Here is a 22,141-nt window from a genome sequence, read left to right as displayed (position 1 = left end):
TGCGTACATGTACGCAACATTTAAACACAACGCACGTTAGTATTGGCAAAAACCGAGGGACAACGTTAAGGTTAATTACCGTATCTTCACGCTATTTTTCAGTAGAGAAATCAGGGATAGATACTTAAATATCTCTATGATATTCCACGGCAAAATAGAAAGCAGCATTCTGATATACCCAAAGTAATTGGTGTTGCTGGTAGGCAGCCAACACCCAGCAACGTTAAGTACGAAGGGTATACACGGACACTACCACCCTCCGGGGTGTAAAGGAGTAACTTTGATTACACATGTCAGCCCACTCGGCTCAATGGATCTGTTATCACAGCTCGAAGTGGATATGCTCAAACGTACAGCCAGCAGTGATCTGTACCGTTTATTCCGTAACTGCTCCTTGGCAGTTCTCAATTCAGGCAGCCTAACCGATAACAGCAAAGAGCTTTTATCGCGTTATGAAACTTTTGATATCAATGTATTGCGCCGTGAACGAGGTGTAAAACTCGAACTGGTAAATCCACCAGAACATGCTTTTGTTGATGGCAAAATTATTCGTTCATTACAGGCAAATCTGTTTGCGGTGTTACGCGATATTTTGTTTGTGAATGGTCAAATTGTTAGCGCTGGGCGTTTTCAACATCTCGATATGGAAAGCTCCAGCCATTTGACCAATCTGGTCTTTTCTATTTTACGTAATGCCCGAGCCCTCCATCTTGATGAAGACCCCAATATGATTGTGTGCTGGGGCGGCCATTCAATCAATGAAACTGAATACTTGTATGCCCGTAAAGTGGGGAGCCAACTGGGTTTACGAGAGTTAAATATTTGCACTGGCTGTGGGCCAGGAGCGATGGAAGCACCGATGAAGGGTGCCGCCGTTGGCCATGCCCAACAACGTTACAGAAATGGCCGTTTTATTGGTATGACTGAGCCTTCCATCATTGCAGCAGAGCCACCTAATCCGCTGGTCAATGAATTGATTATCATGCCGGATATTGAGAAACGGCTTGAAGCGTTCGTCCGCATCGCGCATGGCATCATTATTTTCCCAGGTGGCGTAGGGACAGCGGAAGAGTTGCTCTATCTGCTAGGCATATTAATGGATCCAGAGAACAGTGAGCAGGTACTGCCACTTATCTTAACCGGGCCAAAAGAGAGCGCGGATTATTTCCGAGTGGTGGATGAGTTCATCATGAACACTCTGGGTGATGGCGCGCGCAAATACTACAAGATAATTATCGATGACCCGGCTGAAGTCGCCCGTCAAATGAAGAAAGCGATGCCACTGGTGAAAGAAAACCGCCGTAATACGGGGGATGCTTATAGCTTCAACTGGTCTATCCGTATCAAGCCAGATTTACAGCATCCGTTTGAACCGAGTCATGAAAATATGGCGAATCTCAATCTGTCTCATAACCAGCCCCCTGAAGAACTGGCTGCGGCACTACGCCGTGCATTCTCAGGCATCGTTGCGGGTAACGTAAAAGAAGTGGGAATTCATGCCATCGAAGCCTATGGGCCTTATAAATTGCATGGCGATCCACAATTGATGAAACAAATGGATAGCTTACTGCAAGGATTTATTGCACAGCATCGAATGAAACTGCCTGGCACTGCTTATACCCCTTGCTACGAAATTTGCAGCTAAGCCTTAAATAGTAATACCTCACCGGGCAGCGCCAGCACTTAGTCGTGTGGCTGCCCGACATTAATCTGGCTTAATGACTATATAAGACAGGCTATGCAAATCCATCTTCTTATCGTTGATGCACTTAATCTGATTCGTCGCATCCATGCAGTACAAGGTTCACCTTGCATTAATGCCTGCCAGCATGCGTTGCAACAGCTTATTTCACATAGTTTACCCACCCACGCTGTCGCCGTGTTTGATGAGGATGATCGTTCCGATAGTTGGCGTCATCAATGCTTGCCTGATTACAAAGCTGGCCGCTCACCGATGCCGGACAACCTGCAACAAGAAATGCCGCAGATCCGTGAGGCGTTTAGTTCACTCGGGGTCGCTTGCTGGCATTCTCCTGGCAATGAAGCCGATGATCTGGCGGCAACTTTGGCGACCAAAATTGGTGGAGCCGGCCATCAAGTGACGATCGTTTCCACCGACAAAGGTTACTGCCAACTGTTAGCGCCAAATGTACAGATTCGCGATTACTTCCAAAAACGCTGGCTGGATATGCCATTTGTAAAACAAGAGTTTGGTGTATTGCCACACCAACTGCCTGACTATTGGGGGCTTGCGGGCATCAGCAGCAGCAAAATTCCAGGCGTCGCGGGGATAGGTGCCAAAACTGCCGCACTGCTATTGCAGCATGCCAGCAACCTTGAAGTGCTTTATCAAGATCTGGAATCAGTGCCGGAGAAATGGCGGAAGAAATTGCAGCAACACCAAGATATGGCATTTATCTGTAAGCAAATCGCTACACTGAAAACCGATTTGACATTAAGCGGTAATTTGCAACAACTTAGGTTACCTTAAAATTAAGGGGCCAAATGGCCCCTTGCGGATAACACGATACTCATATTCCAGTAATTGGAGCCACCGCTAAACCACTGCGGCTGCAAGTACCAAATATATATGACTATTGACGCTCATCCCGACGCCCCGGAACACCGGACCAAATACGACGCACATGCACCGTCACTTCTTCACGGTCATGATAGAGCTGTTTAGCTTGAATATGGGCATTGATACCGTTTTCTTTCAACTGTTCATCCATCATTTCCATATTTTCCAAAACGATTTCAAAACGTTTTTTCATCGGTAATTTCAAGTTGAAAATTGCCTCACGACACCAACCGTTTACCAACCACTTGATGATAAGTTGCGTCACTTTAGCCGGCTTTTCTACCATATCGCATACTAACCAATAGATATTGCTACGCGTTGGCTCATATTTAAAACCATCGACGCGATGATGGGTTACCTGTCCGGTATCCATCAGGCTTTGTGCCATCGCACCATTATCAATAGCCTGAACCATCATGCTGCGCTGCACTAATTGGTAGGTCCAACCACCGGGGCAAGCACCTAGATCAACTGCATGCATACCACTGGCCAAACGCTCCTCCCATTCATCCGCAGGGATAAACACATGAAAAGCTTCTTCCAGTTTTAAGGTTGAACGGCTTGGTGCGTCAGATGGGAACTTAAGACGGGGGATACCCATATAGAACGGCGAGTTATTATTGCTGTAAGAGTAGCCAACATAACAGCAGCCAGACGCGATAAAGAACACGTGTACTACTGGCCGATGAGGATTTTCACGGGCAGAAAGAATTTTTTGTTCCCGCATTGCGCTGCGTAAAGGTACCGTTAACTTACGGCAAAACTTAAGCAACTCTTTGCTTTCATTGGTATCAGGAACTTCAACACGTAACTCACCGGCTTTTTCAATAACACCGACTAACATCCCCACAATCGGTGAAACACGGTCTTCCGGCGGCAAATCTTTTAATAACTCACCCACCACCATCATCTGGCGGGCAAAAATCAACTCACGAAAAGGCACTTCACGAATCAAGCGATCGGCATCTTCCAACTGATAGCACTCAAACAGCACATAACCGCTGTTTTCTTTTACTCGAGCGAAACCAAAGATTTCAAGCTGTGCCGCTTTCGCGGTAATTTCTGCCGCACACTCTTTCTCAAAGCCAGAGCGGCAATATAAAGCAATTTTATTATTCATGGCGTTCTGCCCTTTTTCTTAGACGCAGCGCGCCAATCAACATCAAAATCCATCCCGCCAGAAAACATACGCCGCCGATTGGCGTGATATATACCCACAGTTTCAGGTGCGATAGAGCCAGGCAATATAAACTGCCGCTAAAGAGTAGCGTTCCGAGCGCTAACAAGGCACCACTCCAGTAAAACCAAATACTTACTTGCCGTTGCATCGCAACAGCTAACGCCAGAATCGCCAGCGTATGGAACCCTTGGTACTCCAGCCCAGTACGAACCCAGGCCATCTCATTCGGCCCCAGTGAGGCGCTCAATACATGAGCACCAAAGGCACCAAAAGCGACATAGAAAAAACCGCTCAGTGCGGCAAATATCAGCATTAAACGACCATTCATCGTCATTAACCTTAAATTAGATAGAGTTATACCCTTCGTACTCGACATTGCAGAAGTGCTAGCTGCGATTCCAATGACGTGGGTATATCGTTATATCGCCCGACAATAGCCCATTTTATCGTAGCGGGTTACCATCGTGAATGGGTTGTCATTACTACGCAGAATAGGGTGATTAATCAGTTCTCATAGCGAAAGCGTAACTTTTCTTGCTCGCTGGCAGCTCTTGCCAATATCCACTGACGAAAGGCGGCTATTTTACCTAGTTCTGCCTGACTGTCATGACAAACCAGATAAAAAGCATTTTTACTCACCAAAACATCATTAAACGGGCACACCAAGCGCCCTGCTTCAATCTCTGCCTGAGCCATGACGTTATTCACTAACGCAATACCTTGGCCGTGAACGGCAGCCTGAACCACCATCGCACTATGGCTGAATATCGGACCTTGTTGCACATTAATTTGAGGAACACCCAGTTGACGGGTATAGGCCATCCAATCCCGGCGGGAAGTATCATGCAACAACGTATGATTAGCCAGATCTGCCGGTACTTTTAATCCATGCTCACCCGTTAATAAAGTAGGCGCACAAACAGGAAGTAAGAATTCTGCATACAAACGCTCAGTACGCAAACCAGTCCAATTACCCCGGCCATAGAAAATAGCCACATCAACGTCATCAGCAAGTTTGTCCTCCTCCCGATCTACCGCCTGAATCCTGACATCGATCCCCGGATAAGCCGCATTAAATCCAGATAGACGAGGGACCAGCCATTGAATAGCAAAGCTAGGAGGGAGGCTTACAGTGAGCGCGCCTTTCGCGCTACGCGCCTGCAATTTACGAGTTGCTTCATTGATGGAGGTAAAAATCTCTTTAATATCGAGGTAGTAGCTTTGCCCCTCCTCAGTCAGTAACAGCGAGCGGTTACGACGGCGGAACAGTTTTAGCCCGAGAAAATCCTCCAGGGACTTTATCTGGTGACTAACAGCCGCTTGCGTGACAAATAATTCATCAGCAGCTTTAGTAAAACTCAAGTGGCGTGCGGCCGCATCGAAAACCCGCAAGGCGTTCAGGGGTGGTAATCGTTTTGACATGAATTGGATACTTTTTTTATAACGGCTCATCCTTAGATGAAACCCTTTGTTTACTTATTAGTTTTTATAATCCGAGACATTATAAATTGTCCGTTGATGATGCGCCAGCAAATACCTATAGTGGCGGCACTTCCCAAGCCGGAACGAAAAGTAGGTTTAGTATCCAGGTACTGAAATGCTTTTGGCTTTGTGGTTGTGATGTTGTGTTTGCAAATGGTCTGGTAGTCCAGACATAGTAGCTAAGCTACTGTTTTTTTTCACTTCCTGTACATTTACCCTGTCTGTCCATAGTGATTTTATGCAGCACCGCTATTTTAGCGGTGCTTTTTTTTACCCTATTTTCAGCGCTTAAATTTAAACGCGACTTTGCATTGCACATAGTCAGAGCTTAAATTTAAGTTGTTGCAGAGGGTTTGATTGCCGTATTAGGCATCTTTTGAACGGTGACTTCGCGTTAAACTACTTACCCTCAGCCATTTCTTTTACTTCTGAACGGTTAATTTGCTGCTCGGTGCCGTTGGCATCGGTGTAGCTTATCATCCCAGTTTCATCATCTACTTTAGGTTTACCATCAGCAACGATAGTGCGACCATCATTGGTATGCATAACATAGTTGCTTGAACAGGCTGCTAAGGTAAAAGTGAGCATAAGTGCAGAAATTACGGCAGCTGTCTTTTTCATGGGTGACTCCTTGCAGATTAAAATGCTAAAAAACTCATTTTCATTACCAGACAAATGGTTATGTCCGTTACTATTTAGCATAACTCACTTATGACATATTTCCAGTGAACCGAGCCATTAGCGGGCAAATTATGAACAAAATGAGTCAAAATGAGACAGTTCCGAAGTAACCCAAAGGATGAGAACAACAGTATGAAAGCTTTTAATCCCACGGATTTTCGTCAGGAATTCCCGGCTATTAGTGATGAGATAACCTATCTGGACAGTGCGGCAACTGCGCTGAAACCCCGCGCCATGATTGAGGCGACACAACAGTTTTATCAGCAGGACTCCGCAACAGTACATCGCAGCCAACATCAATCAGCATTGTCATTGACGGTTCGTTTTGAGGAAACCCGCCAACAAGTGGCTGACTTTATCAATGCACCCGCAGCAGAAAATATCATTTGGACCAAAGGCACTACCGAAGCCATTAATTTAGTAGCACAAAGCTATGCCCGCCCTCGTCTGCAAACGGGTGATGAAATTATTGTCAGTGAAGCTGAACATCATGCCAACTTAATCCCCTGGCTTATGGTTGCAGAGCAGACAGGGGCCAGAATGGTTAAATTACCCATCGGCCTTGATCATCTCCCCGATTTACAGCAATTACCGCAATTGCTTAATGATAAAACACGCATATTGGCGCTGGGCCAAATGTCTAACGTCACGGGTGGTAGCCCCGAGTTAGCTCAGGCAATCGAACTTGCCCATCAATATAACTGTGTAGTGATGGTAGATGGGGCGCAAGGTGTTGTGCATAACCCGGCAGACGTTCAAGTGCTAGATATTGATTTTTACGCTTTCTCAGCCCACAAGCTTTATGGGCCGACCGGCATAGGCGTGCTGTACGGCAAGTCTGAATTACTCGACGAGATGCCAGCCTGGCACGGTGGCGGTAAAATGCTCACTCATGCTTCCTTCGGTGGATTTACGTCCCATGAGGTGCCATACCGTTTTGAGGCTGGTACGCCAAATATTGCTGGCGTCATTGGTTTCTCTGCCGTTCTTAGTTGGCTCGAACATATTGATCTGACAGAAGCAGAAACCTATAGCCAAGATTTAGCCACATTGGCAGAGAATAAACTGGCTAAATTACCGGGTTTTCGCAGCTTCCGTTGCCAGCAATCCAGTTTATTGGCGTTTACTTTCGATGGTGTGCACCATAGCGATTTAGTAACGTTATTGGCCGAACAGGGCATCGCACTGCGCGCCGGGCAACATTGCGCACAACCACTCATGGCAGCATTAGGGGTGAGTGGCAGCCTGCGTGCCTCATTCGCACCGTACAATACCGCGAACGATGTTGATATATTGTGTAACGCGATAGCTAAGGCTCTGGAACTATTGCAAGATTAAGAACTAACAGATAATAATTTCGCCCAATAACCACCGGTCTAATTGAGAAGATGATGATTGCCCCACACCCTTTTGGTCACGATATTACTGCTGCTAAACTGCTGGAGACATTCAGCGTTCATAAACAGTGGGAAGATCGTTATCGTCAGTTGATTTTGCTGGCAAAACAGCTTCCGTCATTACCGGAGCCACTAAAACAGAATGAACTGGAGCTAACTGGATGTGAAAATCGAGTGTGGCTGGGGCATCAACGCCTGCCGGATGGTAGCTTACATTTTTATGGTGATAGCGAAGGCCGCATTGTTCGTGGATTACTGGCGGTTATTTTAACTGCGGTGGAGGGGAAAACCCCACAGCAGGTATTAGCAGAAGACCCATTGGCGCTGTTTGAGCAGTTAGGGCTACGCCAGCAGCTAAGCACCTCGCGCGCCAGCGGTTTACTGGCGCTGGCACAAGGTGTAAAGGCTATCGCCGCCCAATATATAGAGTAGGGGTTATTTCACCTGACGGGCTGCTTTCGCCATCATTTTTTTCAATGCATGGGACACAGCAACAAAACCAAAGGTCGCAGTAACCATGGTTACCGAGCCAAAACCTGAAGTACAGTCCATTTTTTTAGGTCCTTCCGCTGTACTGCGCGAAGCACAAACTGATCCATCAGCCTGGGGATAAACCAGTGGTTCGCTGGAAAAAACACAATCGATCCCCAGTTTACCTTTGCTGTTTTTCACCACATTAAAGTCACTTTTCAACCTTTCACGTAGCTTAGCCGCCAGCGGATCCTGAATGGTTTTTGCCAGATCTACTACCTCAATACGTGTTGGATCGAACTGCCCACCTGCACCACCGGTGGTGACTACTGGGATTTTATAGCGGCGACAATAAGAGAGTAGTGCCGCCTTAGGCCGTACACTATCAATTGCATCAATGACATAGCTAAAATTGTTATTTAAAAGCTCCGCGACATTATCCGCAGTAATAAAATCATCAATACACGTCACGCGGCATTCAGGATTGATAGCCAGAATACGTTCCGCCATCACTTCGGTTTTAGCTTGGCCGACATTGTGCCGTAAGGCATGGATCTGACGATTAGTATTGGTTACGCAAACATCATCCATATCAATCAACGTAATCGCGCCGATACCAGTGCGCGCCAGCGCTTCCGCTGCCCATGAGCCGACACCGCCAATACCAATGACACAGATATGCGCCTGCGAAAACAGTTCCAGCGCCTGCTGACCATATAGACGCGCTATGCCACCAAACCGCTGTTGGTAAGCTTCGGAAAAGGCTGTGTTCATCAATGTGTTACCTTAATTGCTTCGAAATGACGTTAATAATATCGATGATATGAAGACAAAAGCGGCCAATTGGCCGCCTGATAAAGAGTGAAACCGACCGTATACCGGCAATTGCAGGTAATAAGGAAACTTACTGACCCTGATTATTTACCAGTAATGATGAACCATTACCCGCTGGCGCGACTGTTTTGCCACCTTGATAAGCGGTAAATAGCGGTCCGCTGCTTTGGGCATTTTTCAGTACCCAAACCCGACCATAATGATTGTAGTACCCAGCAGCCTGCCCAGCTTCATGGCCAATCCCCTGATAGATATCAAAGTGCTGACCTTTAATCGCACCACCAACATCCAATGCCACCATCAGGCGCATCTGATATTGACCCGTGAATTTGCCCTGATTATCCAGCAAAGGCACTTCAGCTAGTAATGTGGTGCCTGGCGGAATCAAGGAACGATCAGATGCAACTGACGCTTTGGCAATCAATGGAACCGCACTGGCCCCTTTCACCGGCGCGTACATTTCTGGTTTAAAGAACACAAAGGACGGATTCTGCTCTAAAAGCTCTCTGACCTCAGCTTCACTATGGGTTTCAGCCCAGTGGCGGATGGCTTGCATCGACATATCTGCTTTAGCGACTTCGCCACGATCAATCAGCACTTTGCCAATACTACGGTAAGCATGGCCATTTTTACCTGCATAACCGAAGAAGGTCAGTGGTCGCCCATCGCCATAATCAACATAGCCGCTGCCCTGCACTTCCATCATAAAGTTATCCACCAGCGAATTGGTGTATGCGATAACTAAACTGCGGTTATCCAATGCACCTGCATAGATAGCAGCGCGATCGGGTAAACGGCGCTTTCCTTTAGCAGGCATCCGATAAAGTGGGTGGCGGAATTCACCTTGTGGCGTATAACGGGCCTGAAGCACCGGAGTGTAGTAGCCAGTAAACTGTACGTTACCGAAATTATCGACCCCCTCCATCTGATAGGCATTCAAACCAAATAAACTTAGCTTGCTGGTATCGGCCCCTGCCAACATCCAGTTTTCGACCGCATTGAATGTATTACTATTGCGGTTATAGAGACCCGGTGAAGATTGGTTAATCACTTTCACCTGATCAGAATAATCTTTTGCGTTAACTGGCTTACCTGTTGCATTTGGTTCATTCACCAGTTCCAGTGATTGCTCCAGACGCCCATCCTTATATTGCTGCCCACGATCGGTTGGCCGCGATTGGCACCCCGCCAGAACAGCAATCATTATTCCACTTAGTAGGTATTTGCCCCAACGACTTGTCATTTCACGCCTTCTTTTACTCATTTTATCTACTGGCGAACGATAACAAACGCCTATAGATAAAGGAATCGGCAGGTGGAAAAAAATCCTCCTGACCCCGTTATGGGGAAAAAGGAAACAGATAGTTGATAAATTAATCGAAAAAACCTATTTACCCTAATTAAGTGGCAAAAATACTTGCAACAGATCTCATCCAGAGTATAGTGCGCTCAATCGGACGCGGGGTGGAGCAGCCTGGTAGCTCGTCGGGCTCATAACCCGAAGGTCGTCGGTTCAAATCCGGCCCCCGCAACCAACCGATACTGGCTACCAGCAGTATCAAATGTCGTTCGATAGTCTTGAAAGTTAAGACGAATTAGGTAGAATAGTAGTGAGAAGCAAATAAAGTGTAGTGACGGACGCGGGGTGGAGCAGCCTGGTAGCTCGTCGGGCTCATAACCCGAAGGTCGTCGGTTCAAATCCGGCCCCCGCAACCAATTACACGACTAAGTAGTAAGATAGAAAATAGTATTAAGACGGACGCGGGGTGGAGCAGCCTGGTAGCTCGTCGGGCTCATAACCCGAAGGTCGTCGGTTCAAATCCGGCCCCCGCAACCAATTCTTAATCATTTTCATATCAACATCAGACACCCTCAAGGGTGTTTTTTTGTTTCTGGCTTTATACCCGTCATACTTCAAACCGCATGTGTGTTGGTTGCTTTCGTTCACCCGAATAATTGACTAACGTCAACTCAGCGGGATTATCTCAGTTGCCGCCTTCCTGCAACTCGAATTATTTAGGGTATATATCTCAATCAATAACAATGCCCTACGCGTTAAAGTCGGGCCATCGCCCCACCATTAGCAAAATAGGCTTTGATGCCAGCAAAAATAGATTCTGCGACTTGTTGCTGAAAACGGCTGGTACGTAGTTTGCGCTCTTCTTCCAGATTACTGATAAATGCTGTTTCAACCAAAATTGAAGGAATATCAGGTGCTTTCAATACAGCAAACCCCGCCTGATCGACACGGTTCTTATGCAGCGTATTAATCTTCCCCATGCGATTCAGCACTTCTTTACCAAACTTCAGGCTGTCATTAATCGTCGCCGTTTGCAGTAAATCAATCATGGTATGGTCCAGATAGCGATCACCACTTTTGCTAACCCCCCCAATCTGGTCGGCCTCATTCTGTGTCTGGGCCAGGAAACGCGCGGCGGTACTGGTTGCGCCCTTGGTTGATAGCGCAAAAACGGAGGAACCTCTGGCCGCCTGACTGGTAAATGCATCCGCATGAATTGAAATGAATAAATCTGCTCGCAGTTTGCGCGCCTTCGCTACCCGCACTTTCAACGGGATAAAAACATCTTCATTACGGGTCATAAACACCCGCATATTGGCTTCTTTTTGAATTAACGCCCGTAACCGACGGGCAATTTGTAGCACGATGTCTTTTTCACGGGTTTTATTTCTACCAATAGCACCGGGATCTTCTCCGCCGTGACCAGGATCCAGCATGATAACTATCGGTCTATCGCGCCCTGCTTTGCCTGCTTTTGGTGTCTCTGCGGGTAAGCTACGCTCCACGTCGCCTTTATTATAATCTTCCAATAATGCCAACAATGGATCGTCCTCAGCAGAGTTGTTGCCCTGAGCGGGATATAAATCCACCACTAAACGATTTCGAAATTCAGCAAAAGGTTTTAGAGTAAATAGCTGGGGGCTGATGCTCTGCTTCAACTCCAAAACCAAACGGACGGTATTTTTATCAAAATGCCCTACTCGGGCTTGCTTCAGATAAGGGTCACCGGACTGAACCTGATTAGTTATCTGTTTCAGGACGCTATTTAAATGTACCCCTTCAATATCAACCACAATACGATCAGGATTGGTAAGAGCGAACTGACGATACTTCAGCGGAGTATTGGATTCCAGCGTGACTCGGGTATAGGTTGAAGAGGGCCAAACCCGGACTGCAATAATATGTGAGGAAGCAGCAAATCCAACTCGACTAACACTCAGCATCCAGGCGCTCGCAGCACCTTGCAACAGACGACGACGCCCAGGATTATGATTTGAATCTGCCATGTAACTCCAAAGTAACTACCAAAATATGAATAAAAAGCGCACAAAAAAATTTATGTGCAAAAACTTTAACGAATCAATCCCACGCTGTCATTAGAAAAACATTTTTATGTTATTCAATTTATTAATACAGATACGCCATACATATGCATTTGATAGTAATTTGGTGCTTGCCATCTTGGTCAAAAAAGAATAAAAATACAAAAATACCGAATAAAAATTCAAAGAGGGTCTGCCGTGAAGGAACGTAGTACTGAACTGGTCCAGGGATTTCGCCACTCAGTTCCCTATATCAACGCGCACCGTGGCAAGACATTCGTTGTCATGTTGGGTGGCGAGGCGATTGAGCATGAAAACTTCGCGAATATCGTCAATGATATCGGTTTGTTGCATAGCCTTGGGATCAGGTTGGTCGTGGTATACGGTGCGCGCCCACAGATCGACAGCAATTTGGCACAGCATCATTACGAACCTATTTATCACAAGCATACCAGGGTAACAGATGCCCGAACTCTGGAAATGGTGAAACAAGCAGCCGGCCTATTGCAGTTGGATATCACTGCAAGACTATCAATGAGTCTCAATAATACCCCGCTACAAGGCGCGCATATTAATGTAGTCAGTGGCAACTTCATTATTGCTCAGCCGCTGGGGGTGGATGATGGTGTGGATTATTGTCATAGCGGGCGTATTCGTCGTATCGATGAAGAGGCAATTCACCGTCAATTAGATAATGGCGCAATCGTGTTACTAGGCCCGGTTGCTGTATCGGTGACCGGCGAGAGCTTTAATCTCACATCAGAAGAAGTTGCCACCCAGTTAGCTATCAAACTGAAAGCAGAAAAGATGATCGGTTTCTGTTCATCCCAAGGGGTGACTGACAGTGAAGGTGACATTATTTCAGAGCTGTTCCCAAATGATGCTCAAAAACGGATTGAAGATCTGGAACAAGAGGGTGATTACAACTCCGGTACGGTACGCTTCCTACGTGGTGCAGTGAAAGCTTGCCGTAGCGGTGTGCGCCGGAGCCATTTACTGAGTTATCAGGAGGATGGAGCGCTAGTCCAAGAGCTATTCTCCCGCGATGGTATCGGTACACAGATTGTTATGGAGAGTGCTGAACAAGTGCGCCGCGCTACCATCAATGATATTGGTGGCATACTTGAATTGATTCGCCCGCTGGAACAACAAGGCATTCTGGTGCGTCGTTCGCGGGAACAGCTTGAAATGGAAATCGACAAATTCACGATTATTGAACGGGATAATTTGACGATTGCCTGTGCAGCGCTCTATCCGTTCCCTGAAGAACAAATAGGTGAGATGGCCTGCGTGGCAGTACATCCTGACTATCGCAGCTCTTCTCGGGGAGAAATGCTATTAAAGCGCGTTGCTAATCAAGCGCGACAGATGGGGCTTAAAAAATTGTTTGTACTCACCACCCGCAGTATTCACTGGTTCCAAGAACGCGGTTTTACACCTGCCGAAGTAGAGGTTTTACCGATTCAGAAGCAGGAACTGTATAACTATCAGCGGCGCTCAAAGATTCTGTTGGCTGATTTGTAGCCGTATTGATTATAAATATTGCGACCAAATGCTTTATCAGGGTTTTATTTAATTTATTCCCAACATAATTAGCGTTATAGGGAGGCCGCAAGCAGCGGCCCCCCTTGCCAGACCAAGGAATGGTCCGTGTAACGTGTTCCTTGTGGCTTCAAGCAGCAGCGTATAACTCACGTCAATGCATTCAAACGATCCACTAACCCACTCAGACGAAGAGTCGGTGTGCGTATCGCATTGCCCAATATCGTATCGCTACAATACAGAGTTAAACGCTGGCGGGCGCGAGTGATCGCGGTATAAACCAATTCGCGCGTTAATACCGGCATAAAAGTATTCGGTAATACCAGGGCGGTATGTTCAAACTCTGATCCTTGCGACTTATGAACTGTCATGGCATAAGCCGTTTCATGGCTGGGAAGACGGCTGGGTTGCACCGATTTTATGTTGCCATCCGGCAACTGGAAATGCACCCGTAGCTCTCCTTCATCGTCATATAACGCGATACCAATATCGCCATTAAAGAGACCTAACGCACTGTCATTAAGCCCGATCATCACCGGCCGACCGGCATACCAACGCCCAGATGGGCTAGGTGCACGCTCAATTAACCTCTTGCGATGCAACAACTGCTCAATCCGTTCATTCAAGCCACTGACACCAAATGGCCCACTTCGCAATGCACACAACAATTGATAACGACCAAATGCCGCCAGCACATCCACAGCATGCGCACCTGTAGCTGCCAATTGGAGGTAATGCTGATAGCCCGCAACGCAATCCTCCAGCAACCGTTGGTAGTCATCTGAATCCGTCAGAGAAAAATGTTCAACATCTGAATAGGCCCCCTTTAATACTGATAATGCATCCCGATACTTGCCTGCATTAACCGCTAAAGCGAGCTGCCCGATACCCGATTTCTCATCAAACCGATAGCTCTTACGCAATAAACACAGGCTATCACGCACATTGACCGTATCCGTAGAGACTGATCCAATCGGTATATTTCCGGCCAATGTGCATCCTGTCAGCCGTGCTAACTGTTCTGCACGAGCCTTGCTATAACCCAACTCAGCAAAGCGACAAATATCCCCTAATACCGCCCCGGCCTCAACCGAAGCTAACTGATCTCGGTCCCCGAGGAAAATGACTTGAGCTTTAGCGGGCAAAGCGGCAATTAGCCGCGCCATCATGGGTAAATCCACCATAGACGCTTCATCTACCACCAGCACATCAAGATTTAGTGGATTACCTCGGTGATAACGCAAACGTTGACTATTTGGTTGAGCACCTAATAAACGGTGCAGAGTGGATGCTTGATCTGGGAATAACTTGCGCTCGGCGTCTGTAAGTGTGAGTTGGCGGATGGCATTCCCCAATGACTCAGTCAGCCGCGCAGCGGCTTTACCCGTTGGGGCAGCAAGCTGGATACGTAAACGCTGCCCTTGGCTAAGCTGTATCAGCGCAGTTAATAGCTTGGCTACTGTGGTGGTTTTCCCCGTTCCCGGCCCACCAGAAATCACCGAGATACGGCGAGTAGCGGCTACTGCGGCGGCCACCTTTTGCCAGTCAATCTCCGTGTCTGATCGACCAAATAGGCGGTCCAGTGTCTCTGTTAATAGGCTTTCGTTAATCCCCCTGGCCTCATTAACGAATAAAGCGGTATTGTCACTGGCAATAAACCGCACCACATCACCCTCGTACTGCCACATCCGTTGGAGATACAAACGTTCATTTTGCAACACCAACGGCGTTGGTAATGAGCCATCACTGACCGCTGGGGAATTATTTAATCCTTGTATCCAACGCGACAGCTCTGGAGCACCAGCAGCCAGCCATAATGCTTGAGATAACCCAGCCTGCCGCCCACCAAACAGTTGTTCTGGTTGCAGATAACTTAATGGCAGGCACACATGCCCGGCTCCCGCCTCGGCGCTGAGAATAGCCGCCGCCAATTGCAGCATAGGCTCATCATCCCCTGCAATCATGCGAGAAAATTGAACATCCAGAGGGCGTAGTAAGTGGTCACGAACCGCTTGGTCCAGTAGAACCATCATCTTGATGAATCCTCATCTGCCTGAGCTGTACCACTTTCATGACCTGAAAGTAGAACGACCTCATTGCCACTGAATAAACAATCCATTCCTTCAATCAGCTCCTGTTCAGGGCGACAACTAAAGATACCATTACCCGGATGTTGTTTATCGACACCACGCAAGAAGAGATAAATGACACCCCCGAAGTCCCGTTGATAGTCATAATCGCCCAAGCGATGACGTAAATAACGGTGTAAAGCCAAGGTATAAAGCTGATATTGCAGATCATAACGATGCTCAGCCATCGCTTGGGCCATCAATTGTACGGTATAAGCACTACTGTCTTCTCCCAGCCAGTTAGATTTGTAATCTAATAAGTAATACTTACCCTGCCAGCAGAAAACCAAGTCAATAAAGCCCTTAAGCATCCCTCTGACTTGCTGAAAATCTAACACCGGACACTGACGTGAGAGCGGGTCATAATGCTTGATTAAGGCATCTAATTGATTAGCGCGTAACAAAGTATCGATAGGCAAATAAAACTGTAGTTCCGCCTGCTTACTCTCCGGCGTCAATCCCGCCAGAGTTACGCCCGCATCGTTAAGGGGGACTTGCATAATGTCACTTAGCCATTGATACAACATTGGCGACCATTGTTCACCAAAGCCCTGTTGCTGTAGTTGCTGCGCCAGCCAGTCTGGCTCAATAGGTTGGCTAAAATCTAATGGCTCAAGTAAATCATGCAGGAAAGTCCCCGGTGCAGCCCCCCGCGGGAAGGTATGGGGCGTTAAATCAGCTGCGGTGATGAGTGCCTGCTCACCGACGGCATCACTATCTAGCCGTGGCAATAGCTCCTGTAAAGGGAGATTCAGAACCTGCGATTTGGCACCATGCTGCTGTAGGCCGGAATAACTGGTAACCCGCCAAAAGTCGTGCATTTGTCGGTTAAACTGGCGCGCGGCGAGTTCTGGCAAAACTTCAGGCCGTGGCTGCCAAGCTGTAGCGTCAGGACGTTCCGCCAGTGAGACCGAAATATCACCGCCCGAAAATGTGGTTAGCTCCGCCAACTTATCCGCCAGATATTGCGCGTCGCCAGCTTGTCCATGTTGAACCAAATAGCCTAAAGCGCTAAGGTGCATGTCGCTTTCGCCCTGTTTTTTCCGCCCGCCTTTAATCAGCGGCGCAATACCGATACTGCAATGATAAACCGCGCGGGTCAGCGCAACGTAGAGTAACCGTAAGTCTTCTGCCAACCGCTCTTCTTCCGCCAAAGCCTGGCTCTCTTCATCAGCATTCAGATCAAGCAGAGCCTCAAAGCTATGACGATCGTGATATAGCACGTCCTGCTGCTGACGGAAATTGCCGACAAAAGGGAGCCAAACCAACGGATACTCCAACCCTTTTGATTTATGAATTGTAATCACCTGAACCAAATGGCGATCACTTTCCAAACGCAATTGTTGATTATCTGACTGATGATTTGGTTGTGCTATTTGTTGTGCCAGCCAACGGATTAGTGCGTGCTCACTATCAAGCTGTGATGCGGCCTCTTGTAATAACTCTCCCAAATGCAGTAAGTCTGTCAGCCGACGCTCCCCACCAGGGGTCGCCAACAAGTTTTCAGCTAAATGACGCTGTGCCATTATTTCTCGCAGCATAGGAAGCACACCACGGCGCTGCCAATGTTGGCGATAGCCATCGAATTCATCGACCAGAGAATCCCAAGCCCGTTCATCGTGATTCAATGCATCCAGCATCTGTGCATCCAACCCTAGCATCCCGGTAGCCATCGCACTGCGTAAGGCTCTTTCCTGCTCAGGGGCCAATGCAGCTTGCAATAACCACAATAGATCTTTGGCTTCTGCAGTATCAAAAACACTGTCGCGATTGGATAAGTAAACCGATGGAATAGCTAAGGCACTCAGTGCATCTCGAACCAGCGCAGCCTCTGCCCGGCTACGAACCAAAATAGTAATATCAGATGCCTGAACCGGCCTTGAGCCTGTCGTTGTCACTAATTGCGCCAGCCCATTCTGCCCATCCACCAGCCAGTCACGGATTTGACTGGCGCACTGCCTGGCCATCAATTGCTGGTATTCACTAACCCCAACCCCTTCACCCGGTTGCAGCCAAAAAGAGATGGCTGGCTGTTTTTTCCCTTTAATTTCAAAAGATAGACAGCTATTTTTTTCAGCCGCCGCCACCTTGATAAAAGGGATTTGTTCAAACAGAAAGGGAACCTCAACCGAACTAAAAAGCCTGTTTACTGATTGAACCATCGGGAAAGAGGAACGCCAATTGGTCTCTAACGTGTAGTGGGCACTTACTTCTGAACGAGCACGAATATAGGTAAAGATATCTGCGCCACGGAAAGCATAAATAGCCTGTTTAGGGTCGCCAATCAGTAATAAACCACACTCACCTTGGTTACCATAAAGCGTGTGGAAAATACGGTATTGCTGAGGATCGGTATCCTGAAACTCATCAATCATTGCAACTGGATAACGGGTACGAATAGATTGAGCTAACAACTCACCACCTGGCTGCTGTAATGCCACATCCAATTTACTGAGCAAGTCATCAAAACCCAATTCTGCCCGCTGCCGTTTCTCCTGCTGGACGGAAGTTCGTATCTCGCTAATTGCGCGGGCTAAAATCAAATCTCTTAGTGTCAAAGGTTGTTCGAAGATGCGGTCTATCGCACTGAACACCGAGTGTTGGGGGATCGCACCTTTTTTGGTTTTCTCAGATAATATCGATTGGCGAAACTTTTCTAGCTCTTTAGGTAACTGATAATCACCGGTTTCCTGCTCTGCCCATATAGCGACCTTTTCTAGCCAGTTAGGTAAATATCGGCTGCTATAGCTGCGCTTATCAACGCCAGATGCACTAATTAAAGCTTCCAACTCATGAGCCACCGCACGCCATTGCGCTTTGACAGCATCAATTTGCACAACTATTTGCTGATGCCGGCTGAGTATCGTTTCATCATCACCTGGTGCTTGCCGAAATTTTGGTGTTTCACCTTGTAAATAAGCAGCAAGGTCTTTGAGCAATGCCTCCGGCCCGCTCCATTCCTGGCTGACTGCGCGTGCAACAGCCAACGGAAGCGGATAGCAATGACGCCGCCAAAAATCGGCACAAGCCTGTCTGCGTAAGGGCTGTTCATCCTGAACCAATGTTTGTTCAAACAAGATGCCAGATTCAAAAGCATTGTTCGTCAGCATTCTCTGACAAAAACCGTGAATAGTATAAATTGCGGCTTCATCCATCTGACGCTCAGCAGTAAGTAACTGTGCTGCGGCCTCGCCCAGATCACTAATTTCAGTTAATAAAGCCTTATGCATTAGGTCATCACTGACTCCCCGTACGCAAGCAATACGCAACCCATGGATATTGTCGCGAATTCGCCCCCTCAACTCTTCAGTTGCCGCCTCAGTAAAGGTCACCACCAGGATTTCCTCTACTGTCAGGGGACGACTGAATGCTGCCTCCCCTCCCAAACCAAGCAGCAATCGCAGATAAAGAACCCCAATGGTAAAAGTCTTACCAGTACCGGCAGAGGCTTCAATCAGCCTCTCACCGTATAAGGGGAGCGTCAGCGGCTCCAGCCGCTGGGGAGTCATTGATGTCATGGAGCTAATACCTTCTGCGGCAGGGTAGCCTGCAAGGCAGATGTTGTCGGATAGGTCGTCCATCCTTTAAGCACCGCATATCCGCCAGCCGTTTGCCCCTGACCTTTAACTTGAGAAAGCAGTGCCAGACCTTGCGGTTTAATAACCGCTTGCTGGAAGAAATCAGCTAATACAGTGCTATTAAGTTGCTTCACCTGAGCAATCATTTTTTCGCGACTATCAAACGCAAAATTATTACGATTGAAATCATTACTGTAACGACTAGCCTCTTCATCCAGAGTTTGTGGTCGTTGCAGTAATTGGTTAATTAGCCCTTGTTTATATTGTTCAAAATCAGCAGGTTTCATTTCACGCAGGCGCTTTTCTGCCTGTGGATAGAAGGCAAGATAGCGTTGATAAAGGTAATCAGGTTGCTTGCTGTTACTTTGCAGCAAGAACCCCAAGCCCCACTGTCGGCCAACCGACATCGGGAAGGCAAATACTGCATAGCCGAGTTGCTCTTCGGTTCGTAATTGATCATAGAACCACGGTTGAACAATTTGCCCCAGCAAAGCACTACGCGCCATACCATCAATTTCCGTATAACCGGTTGGAACATAGACTGCCGCCAGCGCAGCATCAGAACTGCTGCCAAGCCGCTCCATATTGGCCAGTTGTGCCTTATCAACAACAACATCCTCGCCGGTCCACCAAGTAGTTCCCGTCAAAGCCAATTGTTTTTTCAACGATTCCGCCAGAGTGGTAACTTGCTGGGTAGTCATATTACCCACTGCCAATACTTCCAGCGCAGATTGCTTCAGCAAGCTATCACGATAAGTCAGCACATCTTGCACGCTGATAGTATCAAGCAATTTGCGCCGTTCGCTGCGTTCAGAATAAGGAACATGAGACAGCAATTTCGCTGGCTGAATCGCCAGTTCATAAGCTTTGCCTTTCTCAGCCACGTCCAACTGCTCGCGATACCAAGATTTAGCCTGCACTAATTGATCTTCTGTTGGCGTAAAACTGGAATAACCTTCAACCAGCGTGGTTAGCAATTGTGGCATCCGCTGTGTGAAGCCATTAGCACTGACATATAAACCGTTGTTAGGGGCGGTTGAGAAGCTGATTCCGCCGATCGAAGCCTGATAGCTCAGTTCATCCAGTGAAAGGCCGGCCAGATAATCAGTCAGGGCGAATAGTACCTGATGGCGGGCGGTATCCAACGCATGAGGATTGCGGAAAGCCAGCGCGATATCGGCTTTCGGTTCATCAGCAAAATACTGACTTGGCATGTAAAACACCCGTAACCCCGGTTGTTCCGCAACATTCTGTGGCCGGGTGATATTTTTATCTGCTTTGATCAGCGTAAAGTCATCTGGGATATAGGGGTTAAGTGCCGGTAGGCTCAGAGTGATATTCTCCCCAAGTTGTTGCCAGTCTTTCATCTCTTGTGGGCTAATTTTATTGACCTGATAAGGGGCATCAACAAAATAGGCCACTTTATTGTGAGGCTCTTCAGGGCTGACAAACCAGATCCGCGCATTCTCTGGCGTCATTTCAGCCAACCGGGCAGCAATGGCCTTGGGATCATAATGATCCGCCAGATAGGGCGCATCAAGCACATGTGCGACAGGTACTCGCAACATCATATCCACCAGCCACTCGATGTAATCCATATCTCGCGTGATTGAGGGATAACGGAAATCCAGATTTAAAACATGGGCTATCTCATCGAAATAGCTCTGTTTAATGCCGTCTTTTTGCAACATTTTGATGTAATCAAAGATAGCGGCCACCACGACGTCACGTTTGGCCAAACCTTTATCCGTAAGTGATACCGAAATAGAGAACACCCCACCATTACGGTCTACCATTGGATCGGCACCAGCATTAATAGCATCTGCCAGCCCCTGTTTTTGTAGCCAGTCGGACAACGTATCTTTACTGCGATTACCAATCAAATAGCTAACATAGGTATCTGTTTTTCTGCGAAATTCTTCGCTATTGTTCTCAATGCGAAAGTCTATTTTTAACTGTTTACGCGGTTGGGCTGGAACATAATGAATAATAATACCGGTTTGGTCCGGTGTTACAGCAGGTACCGTAATTGGAGGGACTTTTGCCTCCCGATTCGGAATCTGGCCAAAGGTATCAGCCGCTAATTGTGCCAACTGCTCCAGAGACTGATTGCTATACAGCACCCCCACCATCAAATTGGCAGAATAGTAACGATGATAAAAACTCAGCAGCTCATCATGTAATTTGCCATCAGGCTTGTCTTTCAGCGTATCAAGATTACCCCCCGAAAAACGCGCACTAGGGTGTGCTGGATTAAGCGTTTCAGCATTAACCTGCGCCATGCGCATCCCATCGCGCGAGCGGGCCATCGTCAATTCAGCATTGACCGCATTACGTTCACGATCAGCATTGATAGGGTCTAACAAAGGCTGTGCAATAGCATCGGCTAAACGCTCAACTGCCGGAGCTAATGCATCATTTTCAATTTCAAAATAAAAAGCGGTTCGATAAGAAGCCGTACTCGCATTATGGCTACCGCCATGCTTTTTCAGAAACTCGGCAAAACTGCCTGGTTCAGGAAAACGCGTAGAACCCATCAATAACATGTGTTCCAGATAATGAGCTAAACCCAACTGGTTATTGGGATCTTCCAATGATCCGACAGGCAACGCCAGTGCTGCCAAGGATTTAGGTGCTTGCGCATCAGAAACTAGCAATACCGTCATACCATTAGGCAACTTTATTGCCTGGTATTTACGCAGGTCATGTTCACTTTTGTGAATGGCTTCTGCCAGAGGTTGCCACGCAGGCGCAGCAGCCCAACTGAGAGGTGCCAGCAAACCTAATAAGAAAAATATACCCATGATGCGAGCAAACTGTTTATGCATTCCGTTTCTCCCCTAACCCCTTAAAAATTACCGCTTAAAGCCGCAGCCAACTTTCTGGTATTGATATGTATGAAAGCCTGGTTTGGCCATCAGCAG

15 protein-coding genes and 3 tRNA genes are annotated in these 22,141 nt (G+C 47.4%); 8 read left to right on the top strand and 10 right to left on the bottom strand.

Annotated elements, in window-relative coordinates:
• The first annotated feature begins 280 nt into the window (after nucleotides 1-280).
• Together ppnN and xni are read left to right on the top strand one after the other, a co-directional pair.
• Entirely contained in the window at nucleotides 281-1,645 is a 1,365-nt protein-coding gene (ppnN, locus tag V2A84_RS23545) for a nucleotide 5'-monophosphate nucleosidase PpnN (RefSeq protein WP_083162904.1), read from the top strand.
• Nucleotides 1,646-1,738: 93 nt separating this feature from the next.
• A complete protein-coding gene (gene xni, locus V2A84_RS23540; protein WP_083162902.1) occupies nucleotides 1,739-2,491 on the top strand; it encodes a flap endonuclease Xni in 753 nt (250 codons plus the stop codon).
• 103 nt (nucleotides 2,492-2,594) lie between these two features.
• On the opposite strand, the gene rlmM is transcribed toward xni, so the two are convergent.
• The 4 genes from rlmM to V2A84_RS23520 form a co-directional block, all read right to left on the bottom strand.
• Complete coding sequence (gene rlmM / locus V2A84_RS23535) at nucleotides 2,595-3,701, bottom strand: 23S rRNA (cytidine(2498)-2'-O)-methyltransferase RlmM (RefSeq protein ID WP_083162900.1); 1,107 nt, start codon at nucleotides 3,699-3,701, stop codon at nucleotides 2,595-2,597.
• On the bottom strand, nucleotides 3,694-4,089 hold the full coding sequence (locus V2A84_RS23530; protein WP_083162898.1) for a DUF423 domain-containing protein: 396 nt from the start codon (nucleotides 4,087-4,089) through the stop codon (nucleotides 3,694-3,696). Before V2A84_RS23530 ends, rlmM begins: the two co-directional genes overlap by 8 nt.
• 176 nt (nucleotides 4,090-4,265) lie before the next feature.
• Complete coding sequence (locus tag V2A84_RS23525) at nucleotides 4,266-5,183, bottom strand: transcriptional regulator GcvA (RefSeq protein ID WP_083162896.1); 918 nt, start codon at nucleotides 5,181-5,183, stop codon at nucleotides 4,266-4,268.
• A 459-nt stretch (nucleotides 5,184-5,642) separates the two neighbouring features.
• Nucleotides 5,643-5,864: a YgdI/YgdR family lipoprotein gene (locus V2A84_RS23520; RefSeq protein ID WP_005166349.1), complete on the bottom strand. Its 222-nt coding sequence runs from the start codon at nucleotides 5,862-5,864 to the stop codon at nucleotides 5,643-5,645.
• Nucleotides 5,865-6,056: 192 nt separating this feature from the next.
• Between V2A84_RS23520 and csdA the strand changes: the two genes are divergently transcribed.
• Together csdA and csdE are read left to right on the top strand one after the other, a co-directional pair.
• Complete coding sequence (csdA, locus tag V2A84_RS23515; protein ID WP_193784868.1) at nucleotides 6,057-7,262, top strand: cysteine desulfurase CsdA; 1,206 nt, start codon at nucleotides 6,057-6,059, stop codon at nucleotides 7,260-7,262.
• A 50-nt stretch (nucleotides 7,263-7,312) separates the two neighbouring features.
• Nucleotides 7,313-7,753 (top strand): cysteine desulfurase sulfur acceptor subunit CsdE, encoded by a 441-nt coding sequence (csdE, locus tag V2A84_RS23510; RefSeq protein WP_083162892.1) that lies wholly within the window; start codon nucleotides 7,313-7,315, stop codon nucleotides 7,751-7,753.
• Nucleotides 7,754-7,756: 3 nt separating this feature from the next.
• On the opposite strand, the gene tcdA is transcribed toward csdE, so the two are convergent.
• Nucleotides 7,757-8,566 carry a tRNA cyclic N6-threonylcarbamoyladenosine(37) synthase TcdA gene (gene tcdA, locus V2A84_RS23505; protein ID WP_442820574.1) on the bottom strand — a complete coding sequence of 270 codons (810 nt, stop codon included), beginning with the start codon at nucleotides 8,564-8,566 and terminating at the stop codon, nucleotides 7,757-7,759.
• A 130-nt stretch (nucleotides 8,567-8,696) separates the two neighbouring features.
• A complete protein-coding gene (mltA, locus tag V2A84_RS23500) occupies nucleotides 8,697-9,869 on the bottom strand; it encodes a murein transglycosylase A (RefSeq protein ID WP_083162888.1) in 1,173 nt (390 codons plus the stop codon).
• Between the two features lie 215 nt (nucleotides 9,870-10,084).
• On the opposite strand from mltA, the gene V2A84_RS23495 reads away from it, so the two are divergent.
• From V2A84_RS23495 to V2A84_RS23485, 3 genes are all read left to right on the top strand, one after another.
• Nucleotides 10,085-10,161: transfer RNA gene (locus V2A84_RS23495), tRNA-Met, on the top strand.
• Between the two features lie 104 nt (nucleotides 10,162-10,265).
• A tRNA-Met gene (locus V2A84_RS23490) sits at nucleotides 10,266-10,342 on the top strand.
• 44 nt (nucleotides 10,343-10,386) lie between these two features.
• Nucleotides 10,387-10,463: transfer RNA gene (locus tag V2A84_RS23485), tRNA-Met, on the top strand.
• A gap of 218 nt (nucleotides 10,464-10,681) precedes the next feature.
• On the opposite strand, the gene amiC is transcribed toward V2A84_RS23485, so the two are convergent.
• Nucleotides 10,682-11,932 carry an N-acetylmuramoyl-L-alanine amidase AmiC gene (gene amiC / locus V2A84_RS23480; protein WP_442849103.1) on the bottom strand — a complete coding sequence of 417 codons (1,251 nt, stop codon included), beginning with the start codon at nucleotides 11,930-11,932 and terminating at the stop codon, nucleotides 10,682-10,684.
• 234 nt (nucleotides 11,933-12,166) lie between these two features.
• On the opposite strand from amiC, the gene argA reads away from it, so the two are divergent.
• On the top strand, nucleotides 12,167-13,492 hold the full coding sequence (gene argA / locus V2A84_RS23475; protein WP_083162886.1) for an amino-acid N-acetyltransferase: 1,326 nt from the start codon (nucleotides 12,167-12,169) through the stop codon (nucleotides 13,490-13,492).
• Nucleotides 13,493-13,659: 167 nt separating this feature from the next.
• On the opposite strand, the gene recD is transcribed toward argA, so the two are convergent.
• The 3 genes from recD to ptrA are packed head-to-tail and all read right to left on the bottom strand — an operon-like array spanning nucleotide 13,660 to nucleotide 22,045.
• A complete protein-coding gene (recD, locus tag V2A84_RS23470; RefSeq protein ID WP_442849149.1) occupies nucleotides 13,660-15,540 on the bottom strand; it encodes an exodeoxyribonuclease V subunit alpha in 1,881 nt (626 codons plus the stop codon).
• Nucleotides 15,540-19,157, bottom strand: a complete 3,618-nt coding sequence (recB, locus tag V2A84_RS23465) for an exodeoxyribonuclease V subunit beta (protein WP_083162882.1) — start codon at nucleotides 19,155-19,157, stop codon at nucleotides 15,540-15,542. The genes recD and recB overlap by 1 nt, the downstream gene beginning before the upstream one ends.
• Nucleotides 19,154-22,045 carry a pitrilysin gene (ptrA, locus tag V2A84_RS23460; protein WP_083162880.1) on the bottom strand — a complete coding sequence of 964 codons (2,892 nt, stop codon included), beginning with the start codon at nucleotides 22,043-22,045 and terminating at the stop codon, nucleotides 19,154-19,156. The genes recB and ptrA overlap by 4 nt, the downstream gene beginning before the upstream one ends.
• Between the last annotated feature and the right edge of the window lie 96 nt (nucleotides 22,046-22,141).

It is taken from the genome of Yersinia sp. 2553 StPb PI, from assembly GCF_052217105.1.
Classification (GTDB): Bacteria; Pseudomonadota; Gammaproteobacteria; order Enterobacterales; family Enterobacteriaceae; genus Yersinia; species Yersinia enterocolitica_E.
The sequence above is the reverse complement of the archived record's forward strand: the minus strand, read 5'-3'. Positions and strand labels throughout refer to the sequence as shown.